The sequence below is a fragment of the Rhodopseudomonas pseudopalustris genome, assembly GCF_900110435.1.
Taxonomy (GTDB): domain Bacteria; phylum Pseudomonadota; class Alphaproteobacteria; order Rhizobiales; family Xanthobacteraceae; genus Rhodopseudomonas; species Rhodopseudomonas pseudopalustris.
Genome location: NZ_FODT01000015.1, coordinates 114,210 through 126,378, shown reverse-complemented (window position 1 = coordinate 126,378; position 12,169 = coordinate 114,210). Strand labels below are relative to the sequence as shown.

Annotated in this window: 10 protein-coding genes; 3 read left to right on the top strand and 7 right to left on the bottom strand. The window is 64.5% G+C overall.

The window, feature by feature from the left end:
- Positions 1–1,438 (top strand): AAA family ATPase (locus BMY71_RS22515; RefSeq protein ID WP_175557759.1); only part of this gene is annotated, 1,438 nt, incomplete at its 5' end.
- A 94-nt stretch (positions 1,439–1,532) separates the two neighbouring features.
- Here the strand turns inward: BMY71_RS22515 and BMY71_RS22510 are convergent.
- The 4 genes from BMY71_RS22510 to BMY71_RS22495 are packed head-to-tail and all read right to left on the bottom strand — an operon-like array spanning position 1,533 to position 5,412.
- Complete coding sequence (locus BMY71_RS22510) at positions 1,533–2,204, bottom strand: hypothetical protein (protein ID WP_062313605.1); 672 nt, start codon at positions 2,202–2,204, stop codon at positions 1,533–1,535.
- A 51-nt stretch (positions 2,205–2,255) separates the two neighbouring features.
- Positions 2,256–3,773, bottom strand: a complete 1,518-nt coding sequence (locus BMY71_RS22505; protein ID WP_139202713.1) for a hypothetical protein — start codon at positions 3,771–3,773, stop codon at positions 2,256–2,258.
- The gene (gene scpB / locus BMY71_RS22500; protein WP_062313609.1) at positions 3,764–4,465 is read right to left on the bottom strand and encodes an SMC-Scp complex subunit ScpB; all 702 of its coding nucleotides are present in this window, start codon (positions 4,463–4,465) and stop codon (positions 3,764–3,766) included. The genes BMY71_RS22505 and scpB overlap by 10 nt, the downstream gene beginning before the upstream one ends.
- Positions 4,466–4,467: 2 nt before the next feature.
- Positions 4,468–5,412 (bottom strand): DUF1403 family protein, encoded by a 945-nt coding sequence (locus BMY71_RS22495; protein ID WP_062313707.1) that lies wholly within the window; start codon positions 5,410–5,412, stop codon positions 4,468–4,470.
- A 124-nt stretch (positions 5,413–5,536) separates the two neighbouring features.
- Here BMY71_RS22495 and BMY71_RS22490 point away from each other — a divergent pair, with 124 nt between their 5' ends.
- Both BMY71_RS22490 and BMY71_RS22485 read left to right on the top strand, forming a co-directional pair.
- Entirely contained in the window at positions 5,537–6,676 is a 1,140-nt protein-coding gene (locus BMY71_RS22490) for a tyrosine-type recombinase/integrase (protein ID WP_430715350.1), read from the top strand.
- 80 nt (positions 6,677–6,756) lie between these two features.
- The gene (locus BMY71_RS22485) at positions 6,757–7,596 is read left to right on the top strand and encodes a protein-L-isoaspartate O-methyltransferase family protein (RefSeq protein WP_082757519.1); all 840 of its coding nucleotides are present in this window, start codon (positions 6,757–6,759) and stop codon (positions 7,594–7,596) included.
- A gap of 89 nt (positions 7,597–7,685) precedes the next feature.
- Here the strand turns inward: BMY71_RS22485 and repC are convergent, their stop codons facing one another.
- The 3 genes from repC to repA form a co-directional block, all read right to left on the bottom strand.
- Complete coding sequence (repC, locus tag BMY71_RS22480) at positions 7,686–9,179, bottom strand: plasmid replication protein RepC (RefSeq protein WP_062313614.1); 1,494 nt, start codon at positions 9,177–9,179, stop codon at positions 7,686–7,688.
- A gap of 329 nt (positions 9,180–9,508) precedes the next feature.
- Positions 9,509–10,534, bottom strand: coding sequence for a plasmid partitioning protein RepB (gene repB, locus BMY71_RS22475; protein WP_057196311.1), 1,026 nt, complete (start codon positions 10,532–10,534; stop codon positions 9,509–9,511).
- Between the two features lie 367 nt (positions 10,535–10,901).
- Positions 10,902–12,128 (bottom strand): plasmid partitioning protein RepA, encoded by a 1,227-nt coding sequence (repA, locus tag BMY71_RS22470; protein WP_062313709.1) that lies wholly within the window; start codon positions 12,126–12,128, stop codon positions 10,902–10,904.
- Positions 12,129–12,169: the final 41 nt, after the last annotated feature.

Sequence of the window (12,169 nt, the reverse complement as noted above, 5' to 3'; positions counted from 1 at the left end):
TGGCGTGAGCCGTATGCACCGCTTTCAGAAATATATGGACGACACCCTGGATGCGGCGGCCACGAAGGCTGAGCAGGCGGTAGCCGATGCGCTCGGAAAGCTGCACGAGCTCGTCTGCCTTCGGGCGACCGACTTCGCTGATCGGCTCGAGCAGGTGCGAAAGCGCGATGCCGGGTTGGCCGACCTGCTCACGAGCTTTCAGTCGGCAGCGGTTAAGCGCCGGGAGCAGGCGATTGCACGCCTTCGCGGCGAGCCGCACGAGCCCGCCCCTGCCATCGTGGTGCCGATCGATGAGGTGCAGGCGTTTGCTGTGAAGCTGAAGGCGGAAAAGGATGGGCTGGCGCAGGCGGGCAACGCCGAGGAGCGGGCCAAGCTCACGACCGAGAAGGCCGAGCTCGAAGATCGGAAGACGCTATCGGCCAACAAGGGGAAGCTTGTCACCCGGCGCGATCTGCTCGTCGTCGACGATGCGTACGGCAAGGCTCTTACGGACGTCCAGACTCGTGGCATCACCCAGCGCGCGAACGAGCTGCTCGACACGCATCTGACGACGGCCGTGGTGACGAAGTTCGATACGGAGCGCACGCGCTTCGACATCATGCATCTGAATGTCGGGCTCGCGCGCAAGAGCGGCCAGACCAAGGCGGAATTCGAGGTCAACCCGAACACCAAGCTGACCAAGGTGACGTCAGAGATCCTCAGCGAAGGCGAGCAGCGCGCCTTGGCGTTGGCCGGCTTCCTGACTGAGGTCGCCCTCACCGACGGGTCGGGTGCGATCGTCATCGACGATCCGGTGTCCTCACTCGACCGCGATCGCAGCGTCAAGGTGGCGGAGCGCATCGCCGAGGAGGCGTCGAAGCGACAGGTTATCGTATTCACCCACGACATAGTCTTCTTCAATGAACTCTGCCGCACCGCCGACGCTCAGGGGATCGAGCCGGTCACGGTCGCGCTTTTCAGCGACAAGAGCGCCGCCGGCAAAATCGATACTGCAGGCATGCCGTGGAAGGGCCTGAATGTCGCCAAGCGCATCGGCCGGATCAAGAACGACTCTGCCCAACTGTCGAAGCTGCATACGACCAGCCCGGCCGATTACGAAGTCGCGGTGAAGAACCTATATGGCCGGCTTCGCGACACCTACGAGCGCGTTGTCGAGGAGATCATCTTCCGGGATATCGTGCGGCGCGGCACCGATGTCATCCAAACACAGTTGCTGCGCTATGTTCGTCTCTCCGATGCGCTCGCCATCCGCTTCCACGAGGGCATGACGCGCGCGAATACGCACAGCCATGACAACCCGGCGGCCGACACCGTGCCCGTGCCCACGCCCGATGAGTTCGCGAGCGATATCGCGGACCTTGAGCTTCTGATCGCCAGTCTCAAGGCAGACAGTGACGCTGCCGAGATAGCTCGTCCGCAGATGAAGCCCAAGAAATGAAGAGCAGGACATCGCGTGTCGCGGGCGGCGGGCGAGCTATTCCGGATCACACGACGCGAACGAACGGAACCCGTCAAGCGTCTGTCGGTCCTCATCAGGCCAGAAGACCTTGGCACATGACCGTCAGCGGAACGACGGCGCGCGGCCGGCATTTGAACTCCGATTTTGAGTTGGTGATAGCCTTCATCAAGCTCTCGGCCTCCCGCGTATTGCGCACGAACGCGGCCTGAACTGTTGAGGGAAGCTTGAAGTCACCTTTGCAGCGCCACTCTCGTTCATGCAGCCAACTGATCCAGCCCTTCTTGCTTACCTCGAGACGAACAACACGCCAGAGTTCGCTGTGGGGGACTTTCAGCTCCCTGGTTTCGGAATCCGAGAGATAGAGGACCGGACGGCAGCCCTCGCCATAGGCGTACCGCTTCGTGACTGCGATTCCGTATGGTTCGTAGCGTGGAGATTGCGGATCGGAATTCTCCGGTGTGAGGACGTATTTGAGCGAGGCGAAGGGCACGTCCATGAAGCAAGCTGCCTTGCTCGGCCCCTTGATGAATCCCTTCTTGGAGCTACTGCCCCAGATTTTGCCTGTCTTCAGAATGCTGACCAGGTTGTCGTAGGCGGAGAATTCGTCTTCAGGCTTCGTGTTCTTGGTCAAATGAAGAAGATACGGCGTCAGGTCAGGCCGCGCATTGAATGGCAATTCGTCGAAAGCAGGAAGCGGCATGGCGGCGATCTTCTCTTCGAAATGGTGGCGCAAACGGTCACCCATGTTTGCACTTTACGGCGGAGAGCGTTGATCGTCGCAGCAATCTCGGCCGGGTCATTGCTTTGCCTCGTCGATAGCAAGCAATCGCCGCGCCTCTGCGAGCAACCAATCTGCGTGGTCGTCACCTTCCTCCAGCTCCCAGCCTTTTGCCTTGGCGATTTCATAACCGACGATCTCTCGAGCCTTTCGAGACGACCAGCCCATGATCTTCGTCATCTGCCTGATATCGGCAAGAACTTCAAAGGCGCGGGTGCGATGGTCCGCGAAGTCGTCGATCGCCTCCATCAGTGGTGCGTTGGCGACTGCGATCGCCGCGGCTCGCTCGAAATCGATCTCATGGGGCGAATGCGGTACGGCACCTTCGACGAGTTCGCGCAGGTTATCGAGCGTCAGACTTTGCTCCGAGAGGCCAGCCCGGCGTCGTTGAAGCTCGGCGCTCACGTTGCGGCAGTCATGACAGATGAGAACGCTTCGGTACGAGCCGATAATGATCTGGCTCGCCGCATCGAGGCGCCGTCTTGCTAGACTCTCTTCGTCGTCCTCGGGAACGTATTCGACAACTCGGTGAATACGAGCGGTCCATTTTCCGCGGTTCGATTTTCGGCAGATCTCGCGCTTCGATCGATCGCAGCAGGGGCACAGCCAATCCGGCCCCGCGTGGTTCCATGTCTTTGTTTCGCCCTGAGCGGCTTCGACAGCAGCGAACTCGCTGTCGGTTGGCGGGCGGACGACGGCCTTGCGCTTCGGCTTTAGGGACTGACCGGCACTGTCATTGCAAACGGATCGCGCCTCGATAAGCGCGCCCAAGCGATGCCGATAGCCGGGAGGGACGGCGGCCGCGAACAGCCGGTAGACGACGTCGCGTTCCTGAATGGGACCGAGAAGCCGCTGGCCAGGGGCGACCTCGCGGCGATGCCGTCCGCTTGCGATGCGCTGCGCCATGCGCGTGGCGAAGTCGATACGATCGGCAAAGTCGTCCTTCGCCGCCAGCCAGGCAGTCCGGGCTTTCTCGACGTCGATTTCGTGCGTGCGGTTTTCGGCGACCGTAATGAAGCTCGCGATTTCGGAAGGCGCAAAAGTGAAGTTTGCGTCTATCTCCCCCGTGAGTTCGAGTTTTGCGCGCCCTTCCGCTAGGTTGCAGTCGATGCAGATTTGCGTCGACTCGAAGCGCTCGATCAAAGGCATAAGGGCATCCTTCGCGCGACTGACTTGGATGTTGATGTCTCGCTCCCCACTTCGTGGATTGCGCTCGCGGAAGATCCGCTTGGCGAGATCGCCGATATGATCGTGATGGTATTCCAGGCGGCAGAGTAGAACGCCGCCGGAACTTATCCGCGCGATCTGCAGCTTCTCGCGCTGGCAGCAAGGACAGCTCCATAGCGTCCAAGTCGATGCCCACCCGCTGTTCAAGTCCAGTTTCGTTGTCCCGAACCTCTCCAGCAATGCTCGCGTCTGGGCGCTCCATCGTCCGTCGCGCATATGCGCGACCTCGGCGAGCTCATCATCGGCGAGGGCCTCTATGTTTGGAATCCGGATGACAGCTTCGATCTCCGCTTTTCCGCCTAACGCCATGGCTCTTCATCCTCCGATGGGGGGACCAGCGCTCCATCGTGTTCAGGATCATCTTCCATTGAACGAGCGATTGGGAATTCCCCCGCCAGTAGCTTGTCTTTGCTGAGCAGACCGGCGTCCTCGAGCATCTCCATGTCCGGCAGGTCGCGCAACGTGTTGAAGCCGAAGTGCGACAGGAAGCCGTTGGTGGTCACATAAGTGTAGGGCGCGCCAGGCTGCGGTGCGCGCGGGCCGGACGCAATGAACCCAAGACCGCGCAGGTGGCCGATCAGATCGCGGCTGACCTCCTTGCCGAAGAACTGGCCGAGCTCGCCGCGGGTGATCGGCTGGTAATAGGCGATACACATCAGGATCAGGTTCTCGTGCTGGGAGAGCGGGCGGACCTGATCGCCCAGCCCGGTCGCGGTCCGGATCGCCGTGGCGAACACCTTGCGGGTGCGGTGCTGCCAGCCGCCGGCGACGGCGACCAACTCATAGGGACGGCCGCGCAGCTCGTCGCGGATGTCGTCGATGATCAGGTCGATATTGCACTCCCGACCGACGACCCGCGCCACGACCTCGCGCGTGACCGGCTCGGGCGAGGCGAAGATGACGGCCTCGACGCGGCCCATCCATTCGCGCCAGCGCAACTCCGGCGGCAAGTCGGCGAGCTCGACGTCGAGGCCTTCCTTTTGTCGCGCGCGCCGGCCCATCGTCAGAGTCCGTACAATCGGAAAGTGGAACGGCCGGTGAGCTCGCGCACCACGCCGAGCGATACCAGGCGCTCGAACAGACGTCGGCTGGATCGGTCGCTCGCCGATTTGCCCTGCTCGGCCGCCTGGGCGTCCTCGCTCAACAGCACGGACACGGTGAAATCGGCGTCCTTGCCGCGCAGCTTCGGCGCGACCGCGAGCAGGCGCGTCGCCCGGCGGGCGAGATCGTTGTAGAGGTCGATTGCCGCGACGGCCGCCGTCGCATAGGCCGTGCAGAGCGCGCTCATGAACACGGTCTCACCCTCGAGGTGCTGCGGCGTCTTGCGCAGCGCGCCGCGTGACAGATGCGCCGCGAGCAGCGGCACCGGCGCCGGCCAGCGAAGCTGGTGGGCAAGAACCGCGTCGGCGAGCCACAGCGGCAGCAGCCCCTCGTCCGGAAGGACACGTCCGCTCGCCGCGATGATCTCGGCGGCGGCGAGCACTGGCATGGCGTGCTGCCGGTCGGTGTGGCGGCCGGCGAGCTCGACGATCTCGATTGGCAGCGAGTTGAGCCCATGGCCGAGCGAGGGCGCCACGGCCCAGATCCATTCCTTCTCGTCGCTCGTCGCCCCTTCGCCGAGCCGGCGCCAGGCGTCGAGGATGCGGCCGCCCGGCCCGGGGTCGTCGCCGGGCTTCCGCAAATACCAGTGATCGCGCAGCGTCGCTTCGTCTTCCGTGCGCCCGCCCTGACGCGCGAGCGCCGCGGCGCACGAGAGCGCAAGGCGCTGGCGCCACAGGAGGCCGAGCTTGTGCTCGTCGCGGGCGATCGGATGCAGCGCCGCCAGCGCCGCGCCGGCGTAAAACACCGCTTCCGTCACGGTTTCGGGCGGGGCGCGCCGCCGCAGCCAGGACGGCGCCGGCGCGAAGGTCGGCAGGGGTTCGGGGAAGATTCGCGCGCGCGAGGGCATGCCGGAGCATGATTCAGCGCGGCGCTTTTGGCAACGCTCATCGCTCCAAACCGCCGCGCCTGTCGGCAATTAACTACGTCCGATAATGTTGCATTATCGGACGTTTTCGGCGATATATAGCGAAATGAGCCCTGACGCCCCGCGCGACCCCGCATTCGACGCCCAGGACGACCCCGCGCCGCCGGAGAGCCCGGCGCCGGGTGTCGCTTCGTCGACCGGAGAGAAGCCGGCCGAGGCGCCGGGCGGCCTCCCCTCCCCTCTTCCGGACGTCACAACCGGCCTGCCGGCGCATCTGGAGCCGCTCGCCGATCGGGCGCGCGACTACTTCCGTGCGTCCAGCGCTGAGAACACCCGCCGCGCCTATGGGGCGGACTGGCGGCACTACACGGCCTGGTGCCGGCGGCAGGCGCTCGATCCCCTCCCCCCGGACGTCCAGACCATCGGGCTCTACATCACCGCCTGCGCTGCCGGGAAGGCCGGGCCGAAGCCCGACGCCGTGTCGACGATCGAGCGGCGGCTGTCGGCGCTGAGCTGGCAGTTCCGCCAGCGTGGCCTCGTTTTCGACCGCCAGGACCGGCATGTCGCGACCGTGCTCGCTGGCATTCGCCGCACCCACGGCCGGCCGCCGGTCAAGAAGGAAGCCGTCCTGCCCGAGGACGTCATCGCCATGCTCGAAACGTTCGATCGCGGCGCCCTGCGGGGCCTGCGCGACCGCGCCATGCTGCTGGTCGGCTTCGCCGGCGGACTGCGCCGCTCCGAGGTCGTCGGCCTCGATGTTGGGCCCGAGCAGACCGAAGACGGCAGCGGCTGGATCGAGATCCTCAAGGACGGCATGGCCGTCACCCTGCGCGGCAAGACCGGCTGGCGCGAGGTCGAGATCGGCCGGGGATCCTCCGACGCCACCTGCCCTGTCGTCGCCCTGCAAACCTGGCTCAAGCTCGCCCGGATCGGCCACGGCCCGCTGTTCCGGCGGGTCCGAGAGGGCGGAAAAGACGTCGGACCGGACCGGTTGACCGACAAACAGGTGGCGCGGTTGGTCAAAGCGGCCGCCCTCGCCGCCGGCGTGCGCGCCGATCTGCCCGAAGGCGACCGGGAAGGGAAATTTGCCGGACATTCCCTGCGCGCTGGCCTTGCCAGCTCGGCTGAGGTCGACGAGCGCTACGTCCAGAAGCAGCTTGGCCATGCGAGCGCCGAGCAGACCCGCGGCTATCAGCGCCGGCGCGACCGATTCCGGGTGAATCTGACGAAGGCTGCCGGCCTGTGACATCTCTCCCCTCCCCGCCCCTGGACCAAAATTTCTCAGCCGACGAACTGGCGATCGTGCGCCGCGCCTATGCCCGCCAGATGCTGGCGCTGCTCGGCGTCGAGGATGGTCGCATCGAGGCAGCGTTCACCGCCGTCCCACGCGAAAGATTCCTCGGCGACCCGCCCTGGACGATCCTTTCGCCATTTGGCGGGTATCGATCGCTTGCCTCGGCCGATCCGGTCGTCGCCTATCAGGATATCCTGTTCGCACTCGACCCGGCACGCGGCGTGAACAACGGCAGCCCGTCGTTGCATGCCAAGCTGCTTCAGGCTCTGGCTGTCAAACCGGGCGACCGCATCGTCCATGTCGGCGCCGGCACCGGCTACTACAGCGCGATTTTGAGTGAGCTCGTCGGTCCGACAGGTCAGGTCACGGCGATCGAATTCGATGCAACGCTGGCCGATCAGGCGGCTCGCTTCCTTGCGGATCGTCCGAACGTCACGGTGATTTGCGGCGACGGCGCGGCTTGGCCTCAGGCGCCCGCGAACGGCGTCTACGTCAATTTTGGCGTGATCCGCCCGGCCGATCGCTGGATCGAAAATCTCGCGCCAGGGGGACGGCTGGTGTTCTGGCTCGGAGGTCCCGGCCCTCAACGAGAGGGCATGGGAGGCCGCCACAGCAACGGCGGCGCGGCATTGGCTGTCGAGCGTCGGCCAAAAGGGTATGCGGTTCACCCCGTCAGTACGGCGCATTTTGTCTGTGCCGAAGGCGATCTCGCCGTCGGCGACGAAGCCGAAGCGGAGGCCCTGGCCAAGGCGTTTTCCGATGGCGGTCTCGACACGGTGCGAAGCCTGATCTGGAAACGCGCTGCCATGCCCGATCGATGCTGGTTCGCCGCCGACGACTGGGCGCTCAGCACCGACGAAATCGCAGACTAAGCGTCGCCGCCCGGGTGCGCGCCGACGCCGAAGCGTCCCGCAGAAGAATTCGCTGGCCATTCCCTGCATGCCGGCCTCTGACGCTGGCATCAATTCATCCTCCATTTCCGGCAGAATCCAGCGAACACACGCTCGATGTTCGGGGCCGTCAGGTCGATGCTTTTCTCCGTCGCCCAGCGCCTGAACGCATTGGCGACGCTATCGACGTCCGGAGTCGGTTTTGGCGCATGCTCGCGAACAATCGCCGCCCACGGGCCGTAACTAATCGAGCCGTGCGCCGGGAAGGTCTCCGTGACGATCGCTGCCGGTGCATGTGCCGCGCTTTCTGGTTCGCCGGCCTTTGCGAGGGCGAACAACGAGCGGCTGAGATGCAGTTCGCCGTCCCTCCCCCGCTGGACGAGCCGCCGCAAATAGGCGCCCGGTTTGGCCACGGCGCCGGTGTTCGAACGTTGAACCGTGATCGCGAGCGCTGAAGCGGCAAGATCAGGCCCGAGGATCGCCTGAGCCTCCTGCAAGACCTGCGGGTTGATGCCAGCGGCGGCGCAGAGCACGTGGCCGGAGGCCCGGAATTCCCGCCAATTGGCGAAGGCGTCTGGCGCATAGTCGCAAACAGCCGGACAGGCGGCCTGCACCAGCGGCAGCGAGATCATCTGGGCGTCATCTTTGAGCATGTCGGCCGCCGATCTCGACGGTTGCAGGGACGCGGCGACTTCGTCAGACTTCTTTTCGGTTGAAAGGCCGAAGGCCGCTAAGGGATTGAGTTGTCGCGCGTTAGCGCGACTCGATTCACTCTTACTAGATTCAGAATCTGAAGGTTCGGCTGTAGTTTGTACGGGCCGAAATTTCGATACCGTGGCGTTGAAATTTCTATCCTCGAATCCTTTGCCATAGAGGCTCTCGACCTCCTCACGCAGCACGTCCAGTGCCTCGACTTGCACCCGCAGGTCATCAAGATCGACCGCGCGATGCTCCCGCAGAACATCGAGCCGGGCCTGGAGCTGGCCCCACGGTCCGGCAAGGCGCTGCTCGACGGCGCTGATGATCAGCGACTGGATCTCCTTGCGCAGGACCGTGCGCCGATACGACAGGCGCCGCCGTTCGCGAGCCTCATAGTCCGCGGCCTCCGCCAGGTCGTGCAGCTCTGCGAACCGTGTCGCGATCGGGGACAGGTCGATGCCGTAGGCCTCCACGATGTTGCCCTCGGCGTCGCGGCGGCCGCGGCGCTGATAAGTCGGATGGTCGCTGTAGGAGACCAGGCCGGCCTCCACGAGGCCTTTCAGGTGGTGCTTCATGGTGGAGACGCTGAGGCCCAGGCTCCGCGCGAGTCGGGCATTGGACGGCCAGATGATGGGCGGCTGGCCGGGCGTGCGCCAGTCAGCCGGCTTCGACGCCCCGAAGAGCTGGTCGATCAGCGCGAGTTTCGCGGCTTTCAGTCCCATCGCGGCCGCCGCGCGCTTGGCGACCTGAAGCGCGGCCGTGCGTGTCACGGCGGGCACCTTTCCCTCCCGGTAGGTGCGCGCGAATTTTTCCGCGCTAAGGGTCTCCGGCGAGGATCTGCGGAGGCCGGCTGCATGCGCGTTCATGACAACCTCCCCTGCTCTTGCCAGCGGAGGTCGTCGTGCCGATCGGATGTCGCGCCGATCGTTTGGGCACACTTCATCGTTCGCCGTCCATCGGACGTCGTTAGAGAGTTCGAAACCATGTCCTTGCCTCGCTAAGGCAAAGAAAATCCGCTCGCCGGAACGGCGATTAGTCCCGAAGGACTCTTGACGGCGATTCGTGGAAGTGCGATTCTCTTAGTTGCCAAACTTTGAGAAGGGGCTTCCGGGACGCCGTTTCGGGGGCCTTTTCTTTTGCCTGGTGTTATGGGTTGACGTGATTGACCGGCGCTGACGCGGAACGCGCATGCTGGTCAGGTCTTGTCGTCTGTGCGGCCCTCCTCTTTCTGATTAGCGAATTCGCGATAAAGCTCGTCCAGGCGGTCCTCGAGAAAGGCCGCAAACTCTGGAACGTGCTTTTCCTCGAACAAGATTGTTGTGCGGCCGTTGGCGCGCTCGATGCGCGCGGCCTTCTTGCCATTCGGGTTGTGCCAAACGCTGACGGTGCCGCGCCGTCGCGCAGGCGCAGCGCGCAAAGCCTCGAACACCATCGCAAAGCGCGCATCGCTGTCGGCGTCTTGGAATTCCGGTCGCTCGAGCACCTGCCCCGCGGCGACCTGCGCCGCCGGCTTCTCCAGCCTCTCGGCCAGCGCCGCCCAGCGCGGACGGCCGGCCTTGGGCGCCGGACCGATCGCCTCGATGAGCGTCACGGGGATCATCCGTGCGATGCTGATGTAGCGGCTGAGATCTGCCTTATCGGTCGATAGCGCGGCCATGATGGTTGAGCGGTCGTGACCGGCATCTTCGAGACGGCGGGCGTAAAGCGCTTTTTCGATCCAGGACAGGTCCGCGCGCGGACCGTTCTCAAGGCCCTGCGCTATGACGAGCTCCTCATCGGTCAACTCAAGCACCAGCGCCTTGACCTTGGCGCCGAGATTGGCTGCACCTCGCAGGCGCCGGCGTCCGTAGGCGATCTGATAGCGGCCAGCCGTCGTCGGGTGTGGCCGCACGAGAATTGGCACTTTCTGGCCGTGGGCGCGCATGCTTTCGACCAAAGCGTCAAACTTCGGGTCTTTGGGCGTCGGAAGGCGATCGGCGATGGCCGATCCATCGACGAGACCAGGTTCGATTTCGATGACCGTGGTTCCGGCCTTGATCAGGTCGCGAAGCTCGTTCGCTGCTTTTGCGTCGTCGGCCATGACGCTGAGGACCGAGCTGACCGCGGAGACGGCACCGGAGCGGACCGGCTCGTGCCCAGCCCGGCGCGCCGGCGCATCAGCACGGTTGGGAGCTCCCAACTTGCTCGTGAAGAGGTTGTTGAGGACGTCCTTTCGGCTCATAGCGCCCTCCGTGCGGCTGGCATCGTCACGCTCGATTGGCGGCATGGAACGGTCCGTTGGGAGCTCCCAACCGAGGCGTCGCGCGTGGCGAGACGCCCGCTCAGGCGAGGTCCGGTTAACCATTCCGTCTTGCCACGGCGCGGCCTCGGGAAGTGCGCCGCGGTGGCAAGTTGGGAGCTCCCAACTGAGGCCGCGGCAAGCCCCCTCGACACAGCGCGCAGCGCCACCCGCGGTGATCGCGCGCCGGCTGTCCGCTGTCCCTGGCGCGATTGTCGGCTGCCGCATCGACCCGTTCGCGCAATGAGTTGGGAGCTCCCAACCAGAGCGCGGCGGAGGCTCCGAATCGAACGACGGTGGCGTAATAACCTCAACATTTCGGGCGCCCCCAAGCCGTTCGGATCAGCCCTTCGACCTCCCCATTGACGGCGTCGAGCGCCTCGATCGCACGGTCATACGTTGACCGCGTCATGCTCTCACGGCCGATCTCGTAGAGTGTCTGCTTCGAAAGTCCGGCGTCCGATATCGCGGTCGATTTGAGCATCGGGTTGGTGAGCACATGGTCGCCGAACAGATTCCGGAGCAACGCCGCGACCTTGGTCTGCGGCCCGTCCTGCGGCTCAAATCGAGTCAGCAAATAACGCATGAAGTCATACTTGAGGACGGCACCGCTTTTCTTGAGCTCTGTCAGGAGCGCCTCGGTCATCAGCAGAAACTGGCTCATCGAGGCGACATCGAGCATCTGCGGATGGACGGTGATCAGCATGCCTGTGGCGGCGCACAGGCCGGTCAAGGTCAGAAAGCCGAGCTGCGGCGGGCAGTCCATCACCACCACATCGTAGCGATCAGCGACCTCATCGAACGCGCGTGCAACGCGCGAAAAGAACAGCCGCCCTTCCGTTCTGTCCTCGGCGGTGAGGGCGAGGGGGGTCGTGTGCTCGAACTCCATCAGTTCGAGGTTGCCCGGCACCAGGTCCACGCCTTCGAAGTAGGTTGGCAGAATCACGTCGCTGAGGGGCCGGCGATCCGCGTCGTATCTGATCGCCGCATAAAGCGTCTCGTTCTTCGCGACGTCGGCTTCCGGCAGTACGCCGAACAGCGCGGACATGCTTGCCTGGGGATCGAGATCGACCGCGAGCGTGCGATATCCGTGCAGTCCGAGGTATTGGGCGAGGTGCGCGGCCGTTGTCGTTTTGCCGGAGCCGCCCTTGAAGTTCGCGACCGCGATGACTTGAAGGTGGTCACGATCGGAGCGACGGGGCACGAAGGCCGTGGCGTCCTTGCCGCGCATCGTCTCTGCGAGGCGCTGCCGGACTTCATTGATTTGTCCGAGCGTATAGAGACGCCGCCCGTTGCTCACTGTCTCCGGGGTCGGGCCTTCGCCGGCCAAGCTCATCTTTCGGAGCGTCGAATCGGATATGCCGATTAGGCGACCTGCTTCGCCTGACGTGAAGCGCCGTAGGGTTTTCTTCGATGTCGGCGGGAACAGCGCATCGCTCATCGCCTGGATCTGCGAACTGAGCAAACTTGCATGCTCGCCGATGGTCTGGTCGACGGTCGGCGTTTCAGATTCAGATCGGCTTGGCGCGTTGAGCACGGGCAGAACCTTCGTCACGGAAAAATCGCCGTTTCGGCCAT